This is a genomic window from Diaphorobacter sp. HDW4B (genome assembly GCF_011305535.1).
GTDB lineage: Bacteria > Pseudomonadota > Gammaproteobacteria > Burkholderiales > Burkholderiaceae_C > Diaphorobacter_A.
Genome location: NZ_CP049905.1, coordinates 3,279,406 through 3,304,245, shown reverse-complemented (window position 1 = coordinate 3,304,245; position 24,840 = coordinate 3,279,406). Strand labels below are relative to the sequence as shown.

20 protein-coding genes and 1 riboswitch are annotated in these 24,840 nt (G+C 62.5%); of the genes, 5 read left to right on the top strand and 15 right to left on the bottom strand.

The window, feature by feature from the left end; all coding sequences use genetic code 11:
• Nucleotides 1-9: 9 nt before the first annotated feature.
• Nucleotides 10-1,551, bottom strand: a complete 1,542-nt coding sequence (locus tag G7048_RS15070) for a PglL family O-oligosaccharyltransferase (RefSeq protein ID WP_240932989.1) — start codon at nucleotides 1,549-1,551, stop codon at nucleotides 10-12.
• Between the two features lie 190 nt (nucleotides 1,552-1,741).
• On the opposite strand from G7048_RS15070, the gene G7048_RS15065 reads away from it, so the two are divergent.
• The 4 genes from G7048_RS15065 (at nucleotide 1,742) to G7048_RS15050 (ending at nucleotide 6,577) form a co-directional block, all read left to right on the top strand.
• Complete coding sequence (locus G7048_RS15065) at nucleotides 1,742-3,859, top strand: ribonuclease catalytic domain-containing protein (RefSeq protein WP_166068921.1); 2,118 nt, start codon at nucleotides 1,742-1,744, stop codon at nucleotides 3,857-3,859.
• On the top strand, nucleotides 3,856-4,716 hold the full coding sequence (locus G7048_RS15060) for an energy transducer TonB (protein ID WP_166068920.1): 861 nt from the start codon (nucleotides 3,856-3,858) through the stop codon (nucleotides 4,714-4,716). Before G7048_RS15065 ends, G7048_RS15060 begins: the two co-directional genes overlap by 4 nt.
• Before the next feature lie 247 nt (nucleotides 4,717-4,963).
• Nucleotides 4,964-5,809 (top strand): shikimate dehydrogenase, encoded by an 846-nt coding sequence (gene aroE / locus G7048_RS15055; protein ID WP_166068919.1) that lies wholly within the window; start codon nucleotides 4,964-4,966, stop codon nucleotides 5,807-5,809.
• Between the two features lie 33 nt (nucleotides 5,810-5,842).
• A complete protein-coding gene (locus tag G7048_RS15050; protein ID WP_166070989.1) occupies nucleotides 5,843-6,577 on the top strand; it encodes a transglycosylase domain-containing protein in 735 nt (244 codons plus the stop codon).
• Nucleotides 6,578-6,590: 13 nt separating this feature from the next.
• Here the strand turns inward: G7048_RS15050 and G7048_RS15045 are convergent, their stop codons facing one another.
• On the bottom strand, nucleotides 6,591-7,433 hold the full coding sequence (locus G7048_RS15045; RefSeq protein WP_166068918.1) for a helix-turn-helix domain-containing protein: 843 nt from the start codon (nucleotides 7,431-7,433) through the stop codon (nucleotides 6,591-6,593).
• A 481-nt stretch (nucleotides 7,434-7,914) separates the two neighbouring features.
• Between G7048_RS15045 and ruvC the strand changes: the two genes are divergently transcribed.
• Nucleotides 7,915-8,463 (top strand): crossover junction endodeoxyribonuclease RuvC, encoded by a 549-nt coding sequence (ruvC, locus tag G7048_RS15040; RefSeq protein ID WP_166068917.1) that lies wholly within the window; start codon nucleotides 7,915-7,917, stop codon nucleotides 8,461-8,463.
• 501 nt (nucleotides 8,464-8,964) lie between these two features.
• Here ruvC and G7048_RS15035 read toward each other — a convergent pair.
• The 13 genes from G7048_RS15035 to murD all read right to left on the bottom strand — a co-directional run bounded on the left by G7048_RS15035 (nucleotide 8,965) and on the right by murD (nucleotide 24,689).
• The gene (locus G7048_RS15035; RefSeq protein ID WP_166068916.1) at nucleotides 8,965-9,423 is read right to left on the bottom strand and encodes an RcnB family protein; all 459 of its coding nucleotides are present in this window, start codon (nucleotides 9,421-9,423) and stop codon (nucleotides 8,965-8,967) included.
• A gap of 219 nt (nucleotides 9,424-9,642) precedes the next feature.
• Complete coding sequence (gene thiC / locus G7048_RS15030; RefSeq protein WP_166068915.1) at nucleotides 9,643-11,490, bottom strand: phosphomethylpyrimidine synthase ThiC; 1,848 nt, start codon at nucleotides 11,488-11,490, stop codon at nucleotides 9,643-9,645.
• Between the two features lie 130 nt (nucleotides 11,491-11,620).
• Nucleotides 11,621-11,729, bottom strand: a riboswitch (TPP riboswitch).
• Nucleotides 11,730-11,803: 74 nt separating this feature from the next.
• Nucleotides 11,804-11,980, bottom strand: coding sequence for a hypothetical protein (locus tag G7048_RS15025; protein ID WP_166068914.1), 177 nt, complete (start codon nucleotides 11,978-11,980; stop codon nucleotides 11,804-11,806).
• A gap of 28 nt (nucleotides 11,981-12,008) precedes the next feature.
• Nucleotides 12,009-12,932, bottom strand: coding sequence for a UDP-3-O-acyl-N-acetylglucosamine deacetylase (gene lpxC, locus G7048_RS15020; RefSeq protein WP_166068913.1), 924 nt, complete (start codon nucleotides 12,930-12,932; stop codon nucleotides 12,009-12,011).
• Nucleotides 12,933-13,166: 234 nt separating this feature from the next.
• Nucleotides 13,167-14,408 (bottom strand): cell division protein FtsZ, encoded by a 1,242-nt coding sequence (ftsZ, locus tag G7048_RS15015; RefSeq protein WP_166068912.1) that lies wholly within the window; start codon nucleotides 14,406-14,408, stop codon nucleotides 13,167-13,169.
• A gap of 116 nt (nucleotides 14,409-14,524) precedes the next feature.
• A complete protein-coding gene (ftsZ, locus tag G7048_RS15010) occupies nucleotides 14,525-15,745 on the bottom strand; it encodes a cell division protein FtsZ (RefSeq protein ID WP_166068911.1) in 1,221 nt (406 codons plus the stop codon).
• A gap of 165 nt (nucleotides 15,746-15,910) precedes the next feature.
• The gene (gene ftsA, locus G7048_RS15005) at nucleotides 15,911-17,140 is read right to left on the bottom strand and encodes a cell division protein FtsA (RefSeq protein WP_166068910.1); all 1,230 of its coding nucleotides are present in this window, start codon (nucleotides 17,138-17,140) and stop codon (nucleotides 15,911-15,913) included.
• Nucleotides 17,141-17,155: 15 nt separating this feature from the next.
• Nucleotides 17,156-18,040 carry a cell division protein FtsQ/DivIB gene (locus G7048_RS15000; RefSeq protein ID WP_166068909.1) on the bottom strand — a complete coding sequence of 295 codons (885 nt, stop codon included), beginning with the start codon at nucleotides 18,038-18,040 and terminating at the stop codon, nucleotides 17,156-17,158.
• Entirely contained in the window at nucleotides 18,037-19,038 is a 1,002-nt protein-coding gene (locus G7048_RS14995; RefSeq protein ID WP_166068908.1) for a D-alanine--D-alanine ligase, read from the bottom strand. The genes G7048_RS15000 and G7048_RS14995 overlap by 4 nt, the downstream gene beginning before the upstream one ends.
• Nucleotides 19,035-20,468, bottom strand: coding sequence for a UDP-N-acetylmuramate--L-alanine ligase (gene murC / locus G7048_RS14990; protein WP_166068907.1), 1,434 nt, complete (start codon nucleotides 20,466-20,468; stop codon nucleotides 19,035-19,037). Before murC ends, G7048_RS14995 begins: the two co-directional genes overlap by 4 nt.
• Nucleotides 20,465-21,532, bottom strand: coding sequence for an undecaprenyldiphospho-muramoylpentapeptide beta-N-acetylglucosaminyltransferase (gene murG / locus G7048_RS14985; protein WP_166068906.1), 1,068 nt, complete (start codon nucleotides 21,530-21,532; stop codon nucleotides 20,465-20,467). The genes murC and murG overlap by 4 nt, the downstream gene beginning before the upstream one ends.
• The gene (gene ftsW, locus G7048_RS14980) at nucleotides 21,529-22,809 is read right to left on the bottom strand and encodes a putative lipid II flippase FtsW (RefSeq protein ID WP_166068905.1); all 1,281 of its coding nucleotides are present in this window, start codon (nucleotides 22,807-22,809) and stop codon (nucleotides 21,529-21,531) included. The genes murG and ftsW overlap by 4 nt, the downstream gene beginning before the upstream one ends.
• Complete coding sequence (gene murD, locus G7048_RS14975; RefSeq protein WP_371747703.1) at nucleotides 22,806-24,689, bottom strand: UDP-N-acetylmuramoyl-L-alanine--D-glutamate ligase; 1,884 nt, start codon at nucleotides 24,687-24,689, stop codon at nucleotides 22,806-22,808. Before murD ends, ftsW begins: the two co-directional genes overlap by 4 nt.
• Between the last annotated feature and the right edge of the window lie 151 nt (nucleotides 24,690-24,840).

The window sequence follows — 24,840 nt, the reverse complement described above, 5'->3', positions numbered from 1 at the left end:
TGCGCCTGTTCAATGCGTTGAGGCAGGCAGGGGTTGCTTGGCCACAAAAGCCTTGTAAGGCTCGGGATAAGCGATCTCGAACAGCGCCATCTGCTCGTTGACCTCGCCGGTCATGCCCAGAATTCTGGAGCTGTCGATCAGTTTGGTGATCACGCGCGGCTCGGGTGAATAGTGCAGCATGCGGCGCGCCATGGCATGCATCTGCACGGCGTTGTCGGCGGTCACCGTGGTGGTGGTGAGCCACGCGAATTCGGCCTGATTGGTGAAAAAATCCGAGGTCTCGCTGACCTCGCGCGCCGTAAGACTACGCCACTGCGCCTCGCGATGCTGCGGCAACTGGTAGAGCGCGGCCATGCGGCGGAAATCACTGCTGATCAAGTACGCTCCTGCCACCCAGGCAACGCACACCACCAGCAGACCCACCTGCCACCGCGTGGCCGTTGCGGGAGTCAGCTTCACGGGCCGCACCGGCAGAATCAGAATCACGATGGCCAGCACGGCGACGAGTTGGAACGGCCCGTACCACAGCGGAAACTCCAGCATGCTGTGCATGCCGATCAGCGCCAGAATGCCCCATGCCAGTTGGCGCGCGCCATCGGTTTCGCGCCATGGCTTAAAGCGCCAGACCGCCCACAGAACGAACAGGCAGAACGCGATCGCCACCGGCAAACCCAGCTCGACCGCCAGATGCAGCGGCAGGTTGTGCGCGTTGTCCAGCAGCACGCAAAAGCGCTCGCTGGGGAACAAGGTGCTGTAGTGCGCGTAATCGAGTTCGCCCCAACCCCAGCCGGTCCACGGTTGCTGCTCGATCAGATAGGCCATGTTGGTCCACAGCGTGACGCGGCTTGTGCAGCGGTGCGAGGTGTCGGCCACGCGCATGAACAAGCCGTCCATCTGCACGCCGGTCCAGCGCAGCAGCAGCTCGGGCAGCAGCCACGCGGCCAACAGATAGGCCAGCAGACCGGCCACGCCCAGAATCAGCCCGAGTCGGCCCACGCTCTTGCGCCAGAACCAGAGCATCACCACCAGCGCCATCCATTCGACCGCGCCCGTGCGCGACGCGGTCACGCCGCTGCCCATGGCCAGCAGCACCAGCAGCCACGGAGCGGCGGCGGCAAAAACCGTGAGCCATGGGTTTTCGCCTGCACCTGCACTTGAATCGGCTGCTTCAAAAGGCTCGGGCTCGTGCTTGCGCAGCCAGTGCGACGAGCACAGCAGCAGCGCCAATGCGCTCATCAACAAAAGCGTCGCCTGCTGATTGCGCTGGCGCACATTGCCAATGGCCTGGCCCAGCGTGCTTTGATAAATCCACGGCGACAGCCCGACATCGCCCTTGAAGAACTGCACCAGCCCGATCACCGAGGCGAATGCGCCCGCCAGCATCAGCCCCCAGCCGAGGCTGCGGCCCAGCTCCACGCGCAACTCGTCAGGGCGATTCACGCGTGCGAGGCTGAGCATCACGATCAGCCAGCCGCACAGGGCGCTGACCACCAGTGGCCAGAAATTGGTCAGCGGCGACTGCGTGTAGGCGAAGAGAAAAGGAATTGCCACCGCCAGACTCTTCAGGGCCGGGGCAAAGACGTGAGTGACTGCTTTCATGGGTGCGCGCAGAGATAAGCGCGTAAGACAAGCTGCGAATCATAGACCTGCGGGGCTATCCATCCGGGTGCCAACCGCAAATCCTTGTGTCCAACTGGGCACCTGCGCGTGCAAGCCCTCGCGCCATGGGAAAATAGCTGTCATGCATGCACTATTCGAAGAAGCCGGCAAGTTTCAGGCTGGCCGCATCCTGTCTGAAGCAGAAAGCTCGGCTCAGATCGAGCTTGACTCTGGAAAACGCGTCAAGGTCAAGGCCGCCAACATTCTGATGAAGTTCGACAAGCCCGCGCCCGCAGAACTGCTGGCCAAGGGCCGCGAGCTGGCCGCGACCATCGAGCTGGATCTGGCCTGGGAATTCGCGCCCGAGGACGAGTTCGGCTTTGCCGATCTGGCACGCGACTATTTCTCGGAATCGGCCTCGATCACCGAGCAGGCCGCCGCACTGCTCGCCCTGTACGACGCGCCGCACTATTTCCGCCGTGCGGGCAAGGGGCGCTTCAAGAAAGCGTCCGCAGAAATCCTGCAGCAGGCACTGGCCGCCATCGAGAAAAAGCGGTTGATCCAGGAGCAGATTGCCGGTTGGGCGCAGGAACTCGGTGCAGGCGTGTGCCCGCAGCCGATCCGCGATCAGCTCTACAAGATTCTGTTCAAGCCCGACAAGAACGCGCCCGAATACAAGGCCGTCGTCGATGCCAGCCGCGCCACGCACAAGGCGCCGCTCGATCTGCTGCAGGCCGCAGGCGCAATCGACTCGGCCTACGAATTCCACTGGAAGCGCTTCTTGTTCGAGAACTTCCCCAAGGGCACCGGCTTCCCGCAAGTCACCGCGCCGCAGCCGCCGCAGGACCTGCCGCTCGCGCCCGTGCAGGCCTATTCCATCGACGATTCGCAGACCACCGAAATCGACGATGCGCTGTCCGTGCAAGGCCTCGGCACCGGCACCGTGACGCTCGGCGTGCACATCGCCGCGCCGGGTCTGGCGATTGGCCCGGGCACGCCGATCGATCATCTCGGCCGCTCGCGCCTGTCCACGGTCTACATGCCGGGCTACAAGATCACCATGCTGCCCGACGAGGTGGTGAAGATCTACACGCTCGACGAAGGCCGCGCGAATCCCGCCGTGTCGCTCTATGTGACGATCAATGAAGAGACGCTGGAGATCACCGGCACCGAGACCAAGCTCGAACGCGTGCCGGTCGCCGTCAATCTGCGCCACGACAAGCTTGACCACATCGTGACCGAAGAGTGGCTGAACGACGCATCGATCATGGTCGATGGCTCGCCGCAGGAGCTGCTGGACCGCCGCGCCGAACTGTCGTTCCTGTTCAAGCTCGCGCAAAAGCTCAAGGCCGGTCGCGAGGTGGTTCGTGGCAAGCCCGAAACCTTCAACCGTCCCGACTACAACTTTCGCCTCGAAGGCAACAACGGCGCGGAACCCACCGGCAACGAAACCGTCAGCATCACCACGCGCAAGCGCGGTGCGCCGCTCGACCTCATCGTGGCCGAAGCCGCCATCGTCGCCAACAGCACCTGGGGCCAACTGCTCGCCGACCACGGCGTGCCCGGCATCTATCGCAGCCAGTACTCACTCGCCCCCGGCGTGAAAGTGCGCATGGGCACCAAGGCCCAGCCACATGCAGGCATCGGCGTGAAGTGCTATGCATGGTCCACCTCGCCACTGCGTCGCTATGTCGACCTGGTGAACCAATGGCAGATCATCGCCTGCGCGCGCCATGGCAAGACCGCAGCGCTCGCCGCGCCATTCAAACCCAAGGATGCGGACCTGTTCTCCATCATCTCCAGCTTCGATGCGGCCTACGGTGCCTACAACGGTTATCAGGCCAGCATGGAACGCTTCTGGACGCTGAAGTATCTGGAGCAGAACAGCATCACCGAACTCGAAGCCACCGTCATCAAGGACAACGGCGGCGCCGGCATGCTGGTGCGTGCCGATGCGCTGCCGCTGGTCATCTCCGTGCTCGGTGCGCAGAACCTGCCACGCGGCGCGCGCTCTCTCATCAAGCTCGGCGACATCGACGAAATCACGCTCGACATCCACGGCACCGTGCTGCAGCGTCTGGACGATCCGGACGACGCAGGCGACGACGGCGCAGTCAGCGAAGAGGACGAGGACGACGATTCGGTGGCAGGTCCGATCGCAATTGCGGTCGACGTCAACGAAACCGATGCGGCAGATGCGCCACAAGGCACACAAGCCAAGCCCAAAAGCTCCGACAACAGTGATAATCAGGCGCCGTGAAACTGCCCGCCTTCCTCCAGAAACTGAGCGTCCTGCAACTGGCGCTCGGAGCCTCCGTCATCGTCCACGCAGCACTGCTGACGGTGCGCTTCGTCGACCCTGAAAGCTTCAACCGCGTGTTCGAGGACACGCCGTTGGAAGTCATCCTGGTCAACGCCAAATCCAAAGAAGCACCCGACAAGGCGCAGGCCATCGCGCAATCGTCGCTGGCCGGTGGCGGCGAGGCCGCTGCAGGCCGCGCCACCAGCCCGCTGCCCTACTCGGCACTCACGGCTGTCGGCGACGATCTGGAAGAAGCCCAGCGCAAGATGGACTCCATGATGGAGCAGCAGACCCAGCTCCTCGCGCAACTGCGCAAGGAACTCGCCCACCTGCCGCCGCCCGACCCGCGCCCCGACAGCAAGAACGCCGAAAAGGAAGTGCAGGAAGAAAAACGCAAGCAACTCCTGAAGGTGCTGGCCGAGATCGAAAAGCGCATCAACGAAGAAAACGCGCGTCCCAAGAAACGCTACATCAGCCCCGCCACGCGCGAAGAGGTCTACGCCGTCTACTACGACGCGCTGCGCCGCAAGGTCGAGGACAAGGGCACGGAAAACTTCCCCGAAGCAGGCGGCAAGAAGCTCTACGGTGAGCTCATCATGATCATCACCGTCAACCACGACGGCCGCGTGCTCGAAACCGAAGTCGCCCAGACCTCGGGCAACAAGCTACTCGACCGCCGCGCAGAAGCCATCGCCCGCGCAGCCGGCCCCTACGGCCACTTCGGCCCCGCCATGCGCTCCAAGGCCGACCAGATCGCAGTCGTCTCCCGCTTCAAGTTCACAAGAGACCAAACCCTCGAAACCGACGTGCGCTGAAAATGCATCTCGCGACACGCGAGATGCAGGCACGAGCAAAGCGAAGTGCCGCAAACACCTCTTCATTAAAATCTGACTCGCGGCGGTTGTCCGAACGGCGCGCCTTCGGCGCAAAGTGAGTTCTGCCGCATGCCCCCGAATTCCAGCGCGTTTTTGGTTACTTTTTGCGCGCAAGCAAAAAGTGACTGCCCTGTCGGGGGCAGTCCCGACATCCGCGCTCAACCAATACACAGCCGCTCGATTCGTCATGACAGAAAAATATTGCGTGATGGGCAACCCCATCGCCCACAGCCGCTCCCCCTGGATCCACACCCGCTTCGCCGAACTCACCGGCCAGCCAGTGATCTACTCCCGCCAATTGGTGGACCTGAACGCTTTCCCTGAAGCAGTCAAGGAACTCGCAGCGCAAGGCGGCAAAGGCTGCAACATCACCGTCCCCTTCAAGCTGGAAGCCGCCAACCTCGCGACAACAAAAAGCGAACGAGTGACCCTGGCAGGCGCAGCCAACACGCTGACACTCCATGCCGACGGCACGATCAACGCAGACAATACCGACGGACTCGGCATCGTCGCCGACATCACCCGCAACGCGGGCGTGAAGATCGCCGGCCAAGATGTGCTGTTGATCGGCGCGGGCGGTGCTGCCGCAGGCGTGCTCGGCCCGCTGCTGCGCGAGAAGCCGCGCTGCATAGTCATCGCCAACCGCACGGTCGAAAAGGCACAGCATCTGGCCGACAGCCACGCCGCCATCGCCAAAGAAACCGGCACCGCACTGGCCGTGAGCGCGCTCGATGTGGCGATCACCGAAGATTTCGACATCGTCATCAACGGCACGGCCAGCAGTCTGGCCGGTGCCGAATCGCCCGTGCCTGCCAGCGTGCTGCGCCAAGGCTCGCTCGCCTACGACATGATGTACGGCGAAAAGGCCCAGGGCTTTCTCGACTGGGCCACGCGCAACGGAGCCGTGGCGCGCGATGGTCTCGGCATGCTGGTCGAGCAAGCTGCGGAATCCTTTGCCATCTGGCGCGGCGTGCGGCCTCCTGCCGAGCAAGTGCTGCGCGAGTTGCGCGCGGAAATCGCCGCTGGGCGCTGAACCCGCGTTTGCGCGAGAATCCGGGCGATGTTGTTGAAAGCAATCACACGCTGGCTGGCCCTGGTGGTGCTGGCATTCATCGCGCTGCAACTGTTCTTTGTGCTGCGCGTTGCGCTCATGATTGTGGTCGATCCGGAATCGACCACCTTCCAGCGTTCGCAGCTCTGGCAGCAGATGACCTCGGACGGCTCGCTGCACTGGAAGCAGGAATGGGTTCCGTACGCGCAGATTTCCGACAGCCTCAAGCGCGCGGTGGTCGCGTCGGAAGACGACGGATTCGTCAACCATGACGGCGTGGACTGGACGGCCATCGAAAAGAACTGGGAGCGCAACAACAAGCTGCAGGAACTGGCCGAGCAGCGCATGGAAACCAACCCCAAGGCCAAGCAACGCCCCGTGCGCATTCGCGGCGGCTCCACCATCACACAGCAACTCGCCAAGAACCTGCTGCTCTCGGGCGAACGCAGCATGCTGCGCAAGGGTCAGGAACTGGTGCTTGCCATGCTGCTGGAGCAGTTGCTGTCCAAGCAGCGCATTCTCGAAATCTACTTGAACAACGTCGAATGGGGCGAAGGCGTGTTCGGCGCGCAGGCGGCTGCGCAGCGCTACTTCAAGAAGAACGCCAACCAACTGAGCAGCGCCGAAGCCGCTCGTCTGGCCGTGATGCTGCCCGCGCCCAAACGCTTTGAAAAGCAGCCGCAGTCGGCCTATCTGAACGGCCGCACGCGCATCATCATGGGCCGCATGAACCGCGCCGAGCTGCCCTGATCAGAGCATCACATCAGGCGACGCGCGCCACAGGTTCGGCACGACCGCCTGCACTGCTGCCATTCAACGCATAGCCGTTCACCGAACCACCCGCGCGCAATGCGGGCGCGAGTGCTTCGCCCACGCGTTGTGCGGTGGCCAGCACGGTGGGCACGGCGCGCTTGAGCATGCGTTCATCCATCTGGCGGGCAAACGTCGTGTAGACCATCACACCGCGCAGCATGCCGGCACTGAACACCGGCACGGCCAGCGCCGCACTCTCCGAACGATGGTGGCCGTAACGCACGGCAAAGCCCTGCTTGCGGATCTCGCGGATCGAGTGGCGCAGCGCGCGCAGATCGGTCAGACGCGGGCCGTCGTCTTCGCGGCTGTTCATCTCTTCGATCAGGATGCGGCGCTCGGCCGGATCGCAGAACGCGAGATAGGCACGGCCCGATGCGGACTCGGTCAACTCGTACTTCCGGCCCACGCTCGATGGACGAATCGCATACGGGCTGTAGGGCATGGTGCAGTAGACGATGCGGATCTGGTGGCGATCAATCACGCCCAACGACAGCGGCCATTTGATGGCGTGTGTGGTGCTCACCATGATGGGCGCGGCCAATTCGGCGAGCTGCATCTGCGTGGTCACGCCGCAGCTCAGATTGCCCACCGCCTGCGTGAGCTGGTAGTGGCCGTAGACATGCGGATCGGTGCGCACGTATTTCTCGGTCTCCAGCGTGCTGAGCAAACGATGCAACGTGGATTTGGCAAGGCCCGTGCGCTGGTGCAGCTCCTGCAGCGTCCAGCTCACACGTTCGTTCATGACTCGGAGAATCTGCAGCGCGCGCTGCACGGAGCGAACTTCGGTGCTCATGGCGCGGCCACTCCCCATGTTGAAGAATGGAGCGACGACAAAGACAACATCGACACGCTCACCTGCTCGTCACGGTGGGCGACGATCATGGTGACGGCTGGCAAGCGACTCCTACAGGAGACCGCTGCCGGGGTAGAGACAGTCATCATCAAATACACGGGCACTGCTTTAGCTTTCTTCGGTCAATCCGGCGGACCATCACACAACAATCACACCTCGCCCCTGTCCGGATCGCCTGTTATGGTGAGCACACGGTTTGAAGCGCCGCGACGACCCACCTTTTTTGTCCAACAAACAAGGAACCTGTTTTCATGTTGCGCTTCGTCTCCCGACAACCAGGTTCCATTCCGGCTACAGTCTAGAAGCTTGAGAAAACTTTTGTTGGACAATTTTTAACGTTCCATCTATCGGAATCCCTCAACTTTCAGAGCCATCCTACGGAACTGAAATGTCTGGGTAAGGAAAGAAAGAAACACAGCGCGTGAGAATTCTGGGAATCGACCCCGGCCTGCAGACCACCGGCTTTGGCGTGGTGGATGTGGACGGCCATCATCTGAGCTACGTGGCGAGCGGCACCATCCGCACGACACAGCTCGCGCGCGGCGACCTGCCCGGTCGCCTGAAGGTGCTGTTCGAGGGCGTGACCGAAGTGGTCAAGCGCTACCAGCCTGATCAGGCCACAGTGGAAATCGTGTTCGTGAACGTGAATCCGCAATCGACCCTGCTGCTCGGACAGGCGCGCGGCGCGGCGCTGGCGGCACTGGTTTCGCAGGATTTGCCGGTGGCCGAATACACCGCGCTGCAGATGAAAAAAGCCATGGTCGGCCATGGGCGTGCGGCGAAGAACCAGGTGCAGGAGATGGTGCGGCGATTGCTGCAACTGCCAGGGTTGCCGGGGACGGATGCGGCCGATGCGCTGGGGTTGGCGATTACGCATGCGCATGCGGGGGCGGCTATGGCGCGGGTTGGGGAGGTGGCGGAGTTGAATCGCAGGCAACATGCGATGTATCGGTCGGGACGGAGTTACTAAGCTCTCTCCTGCTCTCTTGTTTCGTTTGCTGTTTTGGCTTGGGTTGGGTGGTTGCTTACGGAGGCCGGGACTGCCCCCGGCTGGGCAGTAACTTTTTGCTTGCGCCAAAAAGTCACCAAAAAACGCTTTGAATACCTCCGGCAGAACTCGCGGCGTTCCTTCGTCACTCTGCTCGGACAACCGCCGGAAATCAGTTTGGAAGAGGTGTGATTCGGCACTTTGCTTCGCTCGTGCTGCATCTCGCGACTGCGCGAGATGCCTGTGCGCGAGTAGTGCGCCGACTTTAACTTTGTATTGATTGGTCTTGGTTCCCGCTTGCTGGAGCGAGCTTATGAAGCGCAGCGGGCCGTGGAGTTGGTAGCCACAACGCCAAGACAGCCCCTCAGGCTAGGCGTGAAGCCGCAGACAGTATGCCGATACGGCAAGGCTTCGACAACGACGCATGAGGGGCTGTATTGGCGCCTTAAAACGAGCGACGAATCAAACAAACAAACAAAAAGATCAATTCCCCAAAATCATCGAAGCGATGATGCCGGTGGCTACGGCTACCAGAAGATAGTCACCGCCGTATTGAACCCATTGGTATCCGCGTGGAGGTGCCGACAGGCGGTGTCCGCGCCAGTCATCCACCACATAGCTTCTGGTGCGATAGGCTGGTGGCACGCGGTCGCCTCGGTTCCAGCGGTGGTCCGGGCCTGCGCCGCGTGGGTAGTCATTGCGAGCATGGCCTGGAGGGTCGGCGCGGCGGTTGTCGTGGCGGCGATCCATGTCGCGTCGGTTGTCGCCACGGCGGTCGTTGTCATGGCCGCGCTGGTCGTAGCGGTTGTCATAACGGTTGTCGTTGTTTCTGACGATGTCGGGACGCGGCTGTGCGGTGGCGCCGATTGCGGTAACACCCAGCACGATTGCGACGGCTGCAGATGTCAGTGTTTTGGCTGCTGTGCGAAATTTGGCTGTCATGTGAACCTCCTTGGTATGGAAAGCGGCGGGCTCGACAAGGTAGTTGGAAAAATTTTCCCTGGCCTCGTCGACCCGATATCGTCTCGCTCGGCGTCCAAGCGCTGAACTGCTGTCGATATGCAAGCCATGTTGCATCAAAAAAGCCGTCCACCAAGTAGGCGGACGGCAGATTTACATGAGCTTTGCTTTCGTGAAAAAGTGGTTCACGTTTGGCTGATTTCAGGCGACTGATTGGATCGGAATGTAGAGCTCGCCGCCACCTTCGCGGAACTCGCCCGCCTTGTCCTGCATGCCCTTGGCTGCGAACTCGCGCACTTCCTGCGTGATCTTCATCGAGCAGAACTTCGGCCCGCACATCGAGCAGAAATGCGCCACCTTCGCGCTGTCCTTGGGCAGCGTTTCATCGTGGAATTCACGCGCCGTGTCGGGGTCGAGGCCGAGGTTGAACTGGTCTTCCCAGCGGAAATCAAAACGTGCCTGACTGAGTGCATCGTCGCGCGAGCGTGAGCCCGGATGCCCCTTGGCGACGTCGGCGGCGTGGGCTGCGATCTTGTACGCAATGATGCCTTGCTTCACGTCGTCGCGGTCTGGCAAGCCGAGATGTTCCTTGGGCGTCACGTAGCACAGCATCGCGGTGCCGAACCAGCCGATCATGGCTGCGCCGATGGCGCTGGCGATGTGGTCATAACCCGGTGCGATGTCGATGGTCAGCGGGCCGAGGGTGTAGAACGGTGCTTCGTCGCAGTGCTTGAGTTGCTCCGTCATGTTGGCCTGAATCATGTGCATGGGCACGTGACCGGGGCCTTCGATCATGGTCTGCACGTCATGCTTCCAGGCGGTCTTGGTGAGCTCGCCCAGCGTGTGCAATTCGGCGAATTGCGCTTCGTCGTTGGCATCCGATGCGCAACCGGGACGCAGGCCGTCGCCCAGCGAGAAGCTCACGTCGTACTGCTTCATGATGTCGCAGATGTCTTCGAAATGCTCATACAGGAAGCTCTCGCGGTGGTGCGCCATGCACCACTTCGCCATGATCGAGCCACCGCGTGACACGATGCCCGTGCGGCGCTGCGCCGTGAGGTGGATGTAGGCCAGACGCACGCCCGCGTGGATCGTGAAGTAATCCACACCCTGCTCGGCTTGCTCGACCAAGGTGTCGCGGAAGATTTCCCAGGTGAGGTCTTCGGCAATGCCGCCCACTTTCTCCAGCGCCTGATAGATCGGCACGGTGCCGATGGGCACGGGCGAGTTGCGCACGATCCAGTCGCGCGTGGTGTGGATGTTCTTGCCGGTGGACAGATCCATCACGTTGTCCGCGCCCCAGCGGATCGCCCACACGAGCTTTTCCACCTCTTCTTCGATGCTCGACGTGACGGCCGAGTTGCCGATGTTGGCGTTGATCTTCACGAGGAAGTTGCGGCCGATCGCCATCGGCTCGACTTCGGGGTGATTGATGTTGGCGGGAATGATGGCGCGTCCACGGGCCACCTCGTCGCGCACGAATTCAGGCGTGATGATCTTGGGAATGATCGCGCCCATGGGGTTGCCGGCAAGGCGTTGTTCACGCGCCGTGTCCTGCATGTATTGCTGCATCCATTCGCGGCGACCGTTCTCGCGGATGGCCACGTATTCCATCTCGGGCGTGATGATGCCGCGCTTGGCGTAGTGCATCTGCGTGACGTTGGCACCGCTCTTGGCTCGGCGCGGTTGGCGTTGCAGGGCTGCGGCTTCGGCGCGCAATTGGTCGAGGCGGATATCGTCGGGATCGCCCTTGCGGCCATCATCGAGCGCTACACGCAAACGGCCTGCGTAGTACTCGCTGTCGCCGCGCGCATCGATCCAGCCGCCGCGCACGTTGGGCAGACCCTGGCGCACGTCGATCTGCACTTTGGGGTCGGTGTAGGGGCCGGAGGTGTCATACACGCTCACCGTCTCGCCGTTGGTCAGCGCGATGTCGCGCACGGGCACGCGAATGTCGGGCTGGCTGCCTTCGAGATAATTCTTGGTGGATGCGGGAAACGGCTCGCGTGTGAGCGAAAGCAGTTGGGAAAACTTGTCGATTGCGTTCATGTGGCTGCACTCCTTGGATCGATGTCTCGAATGGAATGCTCCGCAATCGGCCGGGTCTGAAGGTATGGAGTTGCGCCTGCACGCACCCACCCATTTCGGGCACATGTGAACAGACCATTCCAACCATTGCAGATCCAACTGCAGCTCTTCTTACGCTGGTACTAACCAGATCAAGTTCGCGGTTCCAGTGGTCGGTCCACTGTCTCAGCACGCCAATACGTGCACCCCGGAGCAAGGGCGAGTATAGGTGCAAAGCAATTTAAAGCAAGCTGTATTGCAAAAAATCAAACAGCTTGTTCCGATTTATGCGTTTTCAGACGATGCGTTCGAGGAACAGAACGGCAAAGAACATCAGCGCGGCGATCAAAGTCCACTTGATGATGACGAACGCGTAGCGTTTGTACTGCGGCTGTCCCGTGGCGGCGTAAAAGCCGAAGCACACGGCTGCGGCCACCACCAGGAACATGACGAGGGCGCGAAAGATCAGCATGCGATCGCTGTACGGAAAATGCGGACGATCACCACGCGTGCGCAGGCATGGCGAAGCCGCGCGGCGCCTGACGTTCGCTGTCGAAGGTGGCGATCTCCCAGCAGTCCTCATTCGCCAGCAGTTCGCGCAGCAGCAGATTGTTCAGGCCATGGCCCGAGCGGAACGCGCTGTAGGCCGCGAGCAGCGGCTTGCCGACGACATACAGATCGCCGATGGCGTCGAGAATCTTGTGCTTCACAAACTCGTCGTCGTAGCGCAGACCATCGGCGTTGAGCACCTTGTAGTCGTCCATCACGATGGCGTTGTCGAGTCCGCCGCCGAGCGCGAGGCCGTTGGCACGCATCATCTCGACATCCTTGGTGAAGCCGAAGGTGCGCGCACGTGCAATGTCACGCGTGTAGTTGTCCGCGCCCATGTCAAACTCCACGCTTTGGCCTGTTGAATCGACGGCAGGATGCGCGAAGTCGATCTCGAAACGCAGCTTGAAGCCATGGTATGGATCGAGCCTTGCCCACTTCAGATTCGCGCCTTCGCCCTGACGGATTTCCACCGGCTTGGTGATGCGGATGAAGCGCTTGGGCGCACTCTGCTTTTCCACACCTGCGCTTTGCAGCAGGAACACGAACGAAGCCGAGGAGCCGTCGAGAATCGGAACTTCCTCAGCCGTGATGTCGATGTAGAGATTGTCGATGCCAAGGCCCGCGCAGGCCGACATCAGATGCTCGATGGTGTGCACCTTGGCACCACCCACGCCGATGGTGGACGCCATGCGCGTATCCACGATGGCCATGGCGTTCACCGGAATGTCCACCGGCTCGGGCAGATCCACGCGACGAAACACGATGCCGGTGTCGGGCTGGGCCGGACGCAACGTCAACTCGACCCGTTGGCCGCTGTGCAAACCCACACCCACGGCGCGTGTCAGAGTCTTGATCGTTCGTTGCTGAAGCATCTGTCGATTGTAGGTCAAAGGGTCGTTTTCGACGATAGCAATCCTTCTATTTCCCCAATAGGAATTGCTGGATTGCTACGAAAACAAGAGCATAAACCCAAAGCGGATCGAGGAGAAAAAAAGAGGAAGCAGTCGCCCGCTCCCTCCACACTCTCTCTGTTTAACTCTTGCAAAAGCATCTGTTCAACGCGTGGCCGATGCAGCGCGCTGACACGGGCCTTCCGGCCCATGGAATCACTCGGCTTGCTTGCGCAGGAATGCCGGGATTTCCAGCTCGTCCATGCCGCTGGCCGACATCTCGTTGACCTTCGCACGGGGCGTGCCCCAGACATTGGGTCGGCCCGTACGACCTGCAGCGCCTTGTCCAACCGCACCAACATTTCCTCCTGCAGCACCACGCGACACACCTGATGCCGATGGCTGTCCAAGGAACGAGTGAGGTGGCAGGAAGTCGATGTCATCGGTGCCCGTGCGACGGGCACCTTCGTTCAGCAGCATGGATTGACGACGTTCGTCGGCGCGAGACAGACCCGTGGCCAGCACGGTCACGCGCAGCTCATCGCCGAGGCTGTCGTCATAAGCCGCACCGTAAATCACGGCCACGTCGTCGCCGCTGGTGGCCTGGATGGTCTGCATGGCGATGCGCGACTCGCTCAGCTTCAGCGAGCCCTTGCTTGCCGTGATCAGCACCAGCACGCCCTTGGCGCCGGAGATTTCCGCGCCTTCGAGCAGTGGGCAGGCAATCGCCTGCTCTGCCGCGATGCGTGCACGATCAGGACCGCTGGCCGTGGCCGTGCCCATCATCGCTTTGCCTTGCGCAGCCATCACGGTGCGGACGTCCTCGAAGTCGGCGTTCACCATGCCGTAACCGTTGATGATTTCGGCGATGCCGCCCACGGCGTTCTTGAGAACGTCGTTGGCGTGCGCGAACGCTTCGTCCTGCGAGATGTCGTCGCCGAAAGTTTCGAGCAGCTTGTCGTTCAACACGACGATCAGCGAGTCGACATTGGCCTCCAGCTCGGTCAGACCATCCACCGCATTCAGCATGCGGCGGTTGCCTTCAAAGCCGAAAGGCTTGGTGACGACTGCCACGGTCAGGATGTCCATTTCCTTGGCGATGCGCGCGATCACCGGAGCACCGCCCGTGCCCGTGCCGCCGCCCATGCCGGCCGTGATGAACAGCATGTGCGAGCCCTTGATGGCTTCGCGGATGTCCGCTTCCGCCTGCTCTGCAGCGCTCTTGCCCTTGTCCGGCTTGCCGCCCGCGCCAAGGCCCGTGCTGCCCAACTGGATATGGTGGTGCCCACCGCTGCGCGCCAAGGCTTGTGCGTCGGTATTGGCGCACAGAAACTCCACACCCTGTACGTTCCGCTCGATCATGTGGGCGACAGCGTTCCCTCCCCCTCCGCCGACACCGATCACCTTGATCTTGGTACCTTGATTGAACTCTTCGGACTCGATCATTTCGATGGTCATGTTGGTGCTCCTATCCCTGTCAATTCAAAAGTTGTGCTGAGTTGAGCGCTTTCAGCGAGACACAGAACTTCAAAGATATTGTTCTGGCGCGCCGTGTCTCACTGAATTGGCTGCATTCAATCAGCCTGCTTCCGCAAGAATGCGGGGATCTCCATTTCTTCCATGCCGCCTGAGCTCAGCGCATCGACGCGCGCCGTGGCATGCGTGCGATTGGTGCGCCACACGCTCGGAACCGCGAGCGACTCGTACTTCTGAGCCGAGCCCGTCATCGACGGAATCGACATGGACACACCCGAGTTCGGCATCTGGTAGTCCACACCGTCCGTGCCGGTGCGCAGACCGCCCTGCACGATCGAGATGGGCTGACGGCGCGCACCTGCGCGGGACAGGCCGGTGGCAACCACGGTCACGCGGATCTCGTCGCCTAGGCTGTCGTCGTAGGCTGCGCCGAAGATGACGTGCGAATCCTTGGACGCGTAGGCGTTGATCGTGCCCATTGCCAGGCGCGACTCCGACAGCTTGAGGCTGCCCTTGCTCGCGGTGATCAGCACCAGCACGCCCCGGGCGCCCGACAGGTCGATGCCGTCAAGCAGCGGGCAGGCAATCGCCTGCTCTGCCGCGATGCGCGCGCGATCAGGACCGCTGGCCGTGGCCGTGCCCATCATCGCCTTGCCGGGCTCGCCCATCACGGTGCGCACGTCTTCGAAGTCGACGTTCACCTGACCGGTCTCGCTGATGATTTCAGCGATACCGCCCACGGCGTTCTTCAGTACGTCGTTGGCGTACGCGAAGGCTTCGTCCTGTGTGATGTCGTCACCCAGAACTTCCAGCAGCTTCTCATTCAACACGACGATCAGCGAATCGACGTTGGCTTCCAGTTCGACGAGACCTTGGTCGGCATTCTTCATGCGGCGACCGCCTTCCCACTCGAACGGCTTGGTCACCACGCCGACGGTCAGGATGCCCATTTCCTTGGCAACGCGTGCGATGACTGGCGCTGCGCCCGTGCCCGTGCCACCACCCATGCCGGCCGTGATGAACAGCATATGCGAACCCTGGATCGCCTGACGGATGGCTTCCTCGGCCTGCTCCGCTGCCTGCTTGCCCATGTCGGGCTTGCTGCCTGCGCCCAGACCGCTGGTGCCCAACTGAATCGTGCGATGTGCCGAGCTGTTGGCCAGCGCCTGCGCGTCGGTGTTCGCACAGACGAACTCCACGTTCTGGACCGCGCGTGCGATCATGTGTTCGACGGCGTTGCCGCCGCCACCGCCGACACCGATCACCTTGATCTGCGTGCCCTGGTTGAACTCTTCGGACTCGATCATTTCGATGGTCATGTGGGTGCTCCTAACGCTGTATCTTCAATTGCAGTTGCCGAAAATTTTGGATGGGGTGCTTCGAATGCACTTTCTGTCGATGATGAAGGTCCCCAGCTTCGCCATCGGTCTCGAACCGGAGCAGGTGGACCCGCGCGTGCAAGCCATAGCAGATGTGCAGTCATCTCAAAAGTTCCCCACGATGAAGTCCTTGAGACGACCGAACGCCGTTTTCACGGAGCCGCTCTTGGCCGCGACCTTGAATCCGCGCAGCCTTGCCAGCCGCGCTTCTTCCAGCAGGCCCATGACGGTTGCCGCGCGAGGCTGGGCGATCATGTCGGACAGGGCGCTTGAATATTTGGGAATGCCGCGTCGCACCGGCTTGAGGAAAATGTCCTCGCCCAGCTCGACCATGCCCGGCATCACTGCGCTGCCACCAGTGAGCACGATGCCCGAAGAAAGCACTTCTTCAAAGCCCGACTCGCGTATCACTTGTTGCACGAGTGAAAAGATTTCTTCGACACGCGGCTCGATCACGCCGGCCAGTGCCTGCTTGGACAACATGCGCGGGCCGCGGTCACCGAGGCCCGGCACTTCGACCTGCGCATCGGGATCGGCCAGCAACTGCTTGGCATAGCCGCTCTCGACCTTGATGTCTTCCGCATCCTTGGTCGGCGTGCGCAGCGCCATGGCGATGTCGCTGGTGATCAGGTCACCGGCAATTGGAATGACTGCCGTGTGGCGAATCGCGCCGCCGGTGAAGATCGCCACGTCGGTCGTGCCCGCGCCAATGTCGACCACCGCCACGCCGAGTTCGCGTTCGTCGTCGGTCAGCACGGCCTGGCTGCTGGCCAGCGGATTGAGCATGAGCTGCTCGACTTCCAGACCGCAGCGGCGCACGCACTTGATGATGTTTTCGGCAGCGCTCTGCGCACCGGTCACGATGTGGATCTTGGCTTCGAGACGGATGCCGCTCATGCCGATGGGCTCCTTCACATCCTGCCCGTCGATCACGAATTCCTGCGGCTCCACGAGCAGCAGACGCTGGTCGCTGGAGATGTTGATGGCCTTGGCGGTTTCCACCACGCGCGCCACGTCGGTGGCAGAGACTTCCTTGTCCTTGACGGCCACCATGCCGCTCGAATTGAGGCCGCGGATATGGCTGCCGGTGATGCCGGTGTAGACGCGCTGGATCTTGCAGTCGGCCATCAGCTCGGCCTCTTTCAGCGCCTGCTGGATGCTCTGCACGGTCGCGTCGATGTTCACGACCACACCACGCTTCAAGCCATTGCTCGGCGCGATGCCCAGACCAGCGAGCTTGAGGTTGCCGTCGGGCATCACCTCGGCCACGACGGCCATCACCTTGGCTGTTCCAATGTCCAGCCCGACAACTACATCTTTGTATTCTCTTGCCATAAATCCGTCCTGCCCTCAGTTGCTGCGCCCGGGGGTGCGTGTCGTTGTAGTAGTGCGCGGGGCCGTCGCTGTCGCCCGCGCCGCTGCTGGCCGTGCAGTCGCCTGTGCCTTGGCACGTGCAGCCGCCGTCTCTGCGCTCACCGTGGTCACACCACGCAAGCGCAACGCATATCCATCCATCTGCCGAAGGTCCGCCGATTCCAGCGAAGCCACATTGCGTCCCTGCTGCGCCGCCACCTTGGGCAGCGTGCGCACGAAGCGATCCAGACGATTCATCACGTCCAGCGTCGAGCCGCTGCCCAGTTCGAGCACAGCACCGCTTTCAAGCCCCACGCGCCAGCTCCCGCGGCCGTTGAGCGCCACCGTGTCGATCGACGAACCCAGCGGCTTCACGCGTGGTTGCAGGCGGTCGTACATCTGCAGCATTTCGAGCGAGCGTCCATCCGGCCCCTGCAGGCGCGGCAGCTTGTTGTCATCGTCTTCATCGGCGGCAGCTTCGAACACTTCACCAAAATCGTTCACCAGCGTGGGGCTGCCTTCGGCACCCCAGAATGCGCGGGCCTTGTGCTCCTCGATGTCCACGGCCAGGCCGTTCGGAAACTCGCGATGCACTTGCGCCTTGCGAATCCATGGCACGCTTTCGAACTCGGCCTTGGCCTGACGCAGATTCAGCGTGAAGAAATTGCCCATCAGACGCGGTGCGACGTTGGCACGCAGGCTCACCGGATTGGTGTGCGCGAGATCGCCATGCACCACGATGCGTCCGATCGCAAACGCCGGATTGCGCAGGAACCACCAACTGCCTGCCGCCACCACGCCCACGGCGCAGCACACGAACAGGATCGTGGCGATCATGTTCATGAGCCGGACGTCGAGTGGTGCTGGCAGTGCGTCGTTCATTGCGCGCTGGCTCCTTGATCCGTGGTGACGCCCTGACGCGAATCCAGCGATGCACTCGCCAGAATCCGCAGACAGAGTTCGGGGTAATCGATGCCGCTCGCCTTGGCCGACATCGGCACCAGCGAGTGACCGGTCATGCCCGGCGAGGTGTTGATCTCCAGAAGAAACGGCTTGCGGTCGGTCTTGCGGATCATGATGTCGGCACGCGCCCAGCCACGGCAATCGAGCGTGCGGAAGGCTTCAACGACGAGGCGCTGGATCTCGCGCTCCTCGGCTTCGGGCAGACCGCTCGGGCAGTGGTACTGCGTGACGTCGGTGAAGTACTTGTTCTGGTAGTCGTAGTTGCCTTCAGGCGCGACGATGCGGATCACCGGCAGCGCGCGCGCATCCTTGCCCTGACCGAGGATCGGGCAGGTGGTCTCGTCGCCGTCGATGAACTCCTCGCACAGCACTTCGGGATCGAACTTCGACGCGAGGCGGTAAGCCTGCTCGCACTGGCCGACCGAAGTCACCTTGGTCAGGCCGATGGTCGAGCCTTCGCGTGCGGGCTTGACGATCATGGGCGAGCCCAGATCCTTGAACGCCTGCGCGGTTTCAGCAGCGCTCGACACCAGTTTCCAATCCGGCGTGGACAGCCCTTCCGCGCGCCAGATGCGCTTGGTCATGATCTTGTCCATGGCGATGCTCGACGCCATCACGCCGGGGCCCGTGTAGGGAATGCCGAGCAGTTCGAGCGCGCCCTGCACCGTGCCATCTTCTCCATGGCGACCATGCAGCGCGATGAAGCAGCGGTCGTAGCCGTGCGACTTCAGGTCGTAGAGATTGTTGATCGATGGATCGAAGGCGTGCGCATCCACGCCGCGCGACTGCAGCGCCTGCAGCACGCCGCCGCCGGACATCAGCGACACCTCGCGCTCCGACGAGGCACCGCCCATCAGCACCGCGACCTTGCCCATGCTGCGGGCATCGATTTGAAATGGCTTGTTCTTGTCGTTCATTGCGCTTTTCCTTCCTGCGCCGATTGCTGGTTGCCTGTGAGCATTTCTGCCACTTTGGCGGGAACCGAACCGATCGATCCCGCGCCCATGCACATCACCACGTCGCCATTCTTCGCACCGCTGGCGATGCGCTGCGGCAGCTCGGCGATGTCGTCGATGAACACCGGCTCGACCTTGCCCGCCACGCGCACGGCACGTGCCAGTGCGCGACCATCAGCGGCGACGATGGGTTGCTCGCCCGCTGCGTAGACCTCGGTCAGCAGCACGGCATCGGCCTCGCCAAGCACCTTGACGAAGTCTTCAAAACAATCGCGCGTGCGGCTGTAACGATGCGGCTGGAACGCCATCACCAGACGACGACCGGGGAAGGCACCGCGTGCGGCAGCCATGGTCGCGGCCATCTCGACGGGGTGGTGTCCGTAGTCTTCGATCAGGTCGAACTTGCCACCATCGGCGGTCGGCAGATCGGCGATGCGCTGGAAGCGACGGCCCACGCCGTTGAAGCTGGCGAGTGCGCGCAGCAAGGCGTCGTCGGGCACATCGACTTCGGCAGCCACCACGATGGCGGCCAGCGTGTTGAGCACGTTGTGCATGCCTGCAAGATTCAGCACCACGTTCAGGTCGGGACCGGCCACTGCACCCGTGCGGATCACGCGGAAATGCATCTGCGTGCCGACTGCGCGCACATCGACGGCACGCACCTGTGCGTCTTCGCCGAAGCCGTAGGAGATCACCGGACGCGTGAGGCGCGGCATGATGTCGCGGATCGCCGGGCTTTCCACGCACAGGATGGCCGTGCCGTAGAACGGCATGCGGTGCAGGAAATCGACGAACGCGGACTTGAGTTTTTCAAAGTCGTGCCCGTAGGTTTCCATGTGGTCGGCATCGATGTTCGTGACCACCGCCATCACCGGCAGCAGGTTCAGGAACGATGCGTCGGACTCGTCGGCCTCGACCACGATGTACTCGCCCTTGCCGAGCTTGGCGTTCGAGCCCGCGCTGTTCAGGCGGCCACCGATCACGTAGGTCGGATCGAGACCCGCCTCGGCCAGCACGCTCGCGACCAGACTGGTCGTCGTCGTCTTGCCGTGCGCACCGGCAATCGCGATGCCTTGGCGCAAGCGCATCAGCTCGGCGAGCATCAGCGCGCGCGGCACGACGGGAATCTTCTTCTCGCGCGCGGCCACCACTTCGGGGTTGTCGCCATGCACGGCGGTCGATGTGACCACGGCGTTCGCGCCAGCGATGTTCGCCGCCGCGTGGCCCACGAAAGTGCGGATGCCAAGCGTCTGCAGACGGCGCAGCGTCGCGCTGTCGGACAGGTCCGAGCCCGACACCACATAGCCCAGGTTGTGCAGCACTTCGGCGATGCCGCTCATGCCCGAGCCGCCGATGCCCACGAAATGAATATGACGGATGGCGTGCTTCATTTGGCCAGCTCCTCACATGCGGTCACCACCTCGCGGGTGGCGTTGATCTTTTCCATTGCCTTTGCCTTCAGCGCTTTTTCCAGCAAAGCCGGACGCTGCATATTCAGAATCATGTCTGCGAGTCCGCGCGGCGTGAGGTCACGCTGCTGCACCAGCCAGCCACCGCCCGCATCGACCAGGAACTTCGCGTTCGTGGTCTGGTGGTCGTCGACTGCGGCCGGGAACGGCACATAGACCGCTGCGGCACCGACCGCGGCGATTTCCGTCACGGTGCTCGCGCCTGCGCGGCAGACAATCAGATCCGCATCGGCAAATGCCGCTGCGGTGTCGTCGATGAACGGCGTGAGCGTGGCCTGCACGCCCGCCGCTTCGTAGTTGCTGCGCATCGCATCGATCTGCGTTGCGCCGCTTTGGTGAATCACTTCGGGACGCTGCTCCGCTGGAATCAGCGCCAATGCCTGCGGCACGATTTCGTTGAGCGCGCGAGCACCCAGACTGCCGCCCACCACCAGCAATTTCAATTGACCTGTGCGGCCCGCAAAACGCGTGGCCGGATCGGCCTTCTGCGTGAACGCCGAGCGCAGCGGATTGCCCACCCACTGGCCCTTCTTGAACACGTTGGGGAAGGCGGTGAAGATGCGATCGGCGATGCCCGCGAGCACCTTGTTGGCCATGCCGGCGACCGAGTTCTGCTCGTGCAGCACCAGCGGCTTGCCAGCCAGCACGCCCATCATTCCGCCGGGGAAAGTGACATAGCCACCCATGCCCACCACCACGTCCGGCTTGATGCGGCGGACCACCGAAAGTGCTTGCCAGAAGGCGCGCAGCAGCTTGAACGGCAGGAACACCAGTGTCTTCACGCCCTTGCCGCGCACGCCGGAAAAATCAATGGTTTCGAGCGCAAAACCCTTGGGCGGAACAATGCGCGACTCCATGCTGCCGGGTGTACCCAGCCAGTGCACATTCCAGCCGCAGTTGCGCAGTTCTTCGGCCACGGCAAGACCCGGGAAGATATGCCCACCCGTGCCGCCAGCCATGATGAGTGCGGTGCGCTGCTTGGTCATACGCGCCCTCCTCTCATCAGCAGCTTGTTCTCGTAGTCGACGCGCAGCACGACTGCCAAGGCCACCAGATTCATGAGCGCAGCCGAGCCGCCGAAACTCATCAGCGGCAAGGTCAGCCCCTTGGTTGGCAGCGCGCCCAGATTCACACCCATGTTGATGAACGACTGAAAGCCGATCCACATCGCAATGCCCTGCGCGACCAGCCCGGCGAACACGCGGTCGAGCGCAATCGCCTGACGGCCGATGTGCATGATGCGGCGGGTAAGCCACAGGAAGGAGACGATCAGGATCAGCACGCCGACGAGGCCAAATTCTTCGCCGATCACGGACAGCAAGAAGTCGGTGTGCGCTTCAGGCAACCAGTGCAGCTTCTCCACACTGCCGCCCAAGCCGACACCGAAGATTTCGCCACGGCCAATCGCGATTAGCGCGTGCGAAAGCTGGTAGCCCTTGCCGAGCGCGTGCTTCTCGCTCCATGGATCGAGATACGCAAAGATGCGCTCACGACGCCATTCCGAGAACCAGACCATGCAGGCAAACGCGAGCAGCAGCACGGCGGCGATCAGGAAGAACATGCGTGCATTGACGCCGCCCAGGAACAGAATGCCCATGGCGACCACGGCGATCACCATGAACGCGCCCATGTCGGGCTCGGCCAGCAGCAGCGCACCGACCACGGCCACGGCAATCGCCATCGGCAGCACGGCACGGAAGAAGCGCTCTTTCACTTCCATCTTGCGCACCATGTAGTCGGACGCGTAGATCACCACCGCGAGCTTGGCAAGCTCCGACGGCTGGAAGTTCATGAAGCCCAGCGACAGCCAGCGCCGCGCACCGTTCACCACCGTGCCCACGTGCGGAATCAGCACCGCGACGAGCAACAGGATGGAGAGCACAAACAGCCAGGGTGCATAGCGCTCCCACGTGTTCATCGGAATCTTGAAGGCAATGACCGCGCAGATGAAACCCAGGATCAGCGAGATCACATGGCGCTTGACGAAGTGGTAGCTCTCGATGGCTCCAAAGCGTGGGTTGTCCGGCATCGCGATGGATGCGGAATACACCATCACCACACCCCAGGCGAGCAGCGCGATCACGACCCAGAGCAACGCCTGATCGAAGCCGACCATGCGCGCAGGAGTCGCCGTGGTCTGGCGATACTCCGTGCCACCGATGCGCACCGGCAGCACGTCGGCAGCCTTCACCGGGATGGCTCCGAACCATCCGGCGATGCGCTGCCAAGGCGTCAAGCGTTCATCGGTTGCCGCTGCAGTCATGACTGCCCTCCCAGAACCTGGCCGGCGTCATCCGCCAGCGCCTGCACCGCGTCGCAGAAAACTTTGGCGCGGTGAGCGTAGTTGTCGAACATGTCCATGCTGGCGCAGGCGGGCGACATCAGTACGCCATCGCCAGGCTGCGCGTTGCGAGAGGAAACTTCCACCGCTTCGGGCATGGTCGCTGCGTGCAGCATGGGCACGCCGGTGTCCTGCAACGCGGCTTCGATCTGCGGCGCATCGCGGCCGATCAGCACCACGGCGCGTGCATAGCGCGAGATCGGCAAGGCCAGCGGCGAGAAGTCCTGCCCCTTGCCATCGCCACCCAGAATCACGATCAGGCGACGATCCGGACCGAGGCCGCTGAGTGCCGCGACGGTCGCGCCGACGTTCGTGCCCTTGCTGTCGTCGAAGTATTCGACCTCGTTGACGATGCCGATGGGCTCGACACGATGCGGCTCGCCGCGATACTCGCGCAGGCCGAACAGCATGGGGGCCAGCGAGCAGCCTGCGGCCTGAGCCAATGCCAGCGCAGCCAAGGCGTTCATCGCGTTGTGACGACCGCGAATGCGCAGCGCATCCGCAGGCATGAAGCGCTGGATGTGCAGATCCACTTCCTGCACATTGCGGCCCTTGCGGCTGGTTTCGTCGGCCTCGTGCGCACGCACCAGCCAGTCCATGCCGCTGACGTTCTCGATGCCGAAATCGCCGGGACGTTGGGGCATGTCGCCACCGAAAGTCACATGGGCCCGCAGTTGCGGCTTCTGCAGCTTCACGCGCACGGGCGGCGGCAGCATGTCCATCACCATCTGGTCTTCGCGGTTCAGAATCATCAGACCTTTTTCGCCGAAGATGCGCGCCTTCGCGGCCGCATAGGCAGACAGGCTGCCATGCCAGTCGAGGTGGTCCTGCGTGATGTTGAGCACGGTCGCGGCGGTGGGCTCGAAACCCTTGACGCCGTCGAGCTGGAAGCTGGACAGTTCCAGCACCCACACTTCGGGCAGCGTGTCTTCATCGATGTGCTTGGAGAGCGTGTCGAGCAGCGTCGGGCCGATGTTGCCGGCCATCGCGACAGTCTTCTCGGCACATTGCACAAGCAGCGCGGTGAGCGAGGTCACGGTGGTCTTGCCGTTGGTGCCGGTGATCGCCAACACGGACGGCTTGTACTCACGCGTGATCGCCAGTTCGCGCAGGGCCAGCGCGTACAGATCGAGCTCGCCACCGACCTTGATCTGCGCGGCGTGGGCTGCCTCGACAACCTCAGCGATGGTCGCGGGGAACAGACCCGGCGAACGGTAGACCGCATCGAGCGACTGGCCGTTGACCAGATCGGCGCTCATCGCTCCGGCCACGAAGCGCACCTGTGGCAGTTCCTGCTGCAGCGCGGCGAGTTGTGGCGGCGCATCGCGTGTGTCGGCGACAGTCACGTCGGCGCCGCTCCTGGCGCACCAACGTGCCATCGCCATGCCGGATGCGCCGAGACCCAAGACCAGTACGCGCTTGCCTTGCAGTTCGGGCACAAAGGCTGCGAGCAGCTCCTCCTGCGCGTTGTGTTCGTCGGATGGCTCGGTGCTTTCCTGGCCTTCGCTGGCAGATGCTTCGGCGTCGGTCGGCTCTGCAGCATCCACGGGCGCTGCTGCTTCGGGCTCTTCCTTGCTGTCCTTGCCTTGCACGTCGGCAAAGATGCGCGCGACGAACTCGGCGGCCTCGGCGGCTGCGGACTTGGCGGGAGCGACGAAGTTGGCGGCATCGCCCAGGAAGGCGGGCTTCGGCGTTGCATCGCTCGCGTCCTGTTCTGCAGCAACATCCGCCTGCGCTTCGCCTTCGGGCTGTTCTGCGTGATCAGACTGCTCGTCGAAATTTTCGTCGGACGATGGAACCATCACTTCCGCCTCGTTACTCACCTGTGCGAGTTCAGAAACGGGAAGGGAGTCGGCAGGAGATTCGACAACAACAGCCACGGCGGCAGACACGTGTTCGTCCACAGAAACGGGCAAAGCCGCCTCCGGAACCTCTGGGGTTCCCGGGGCGGCG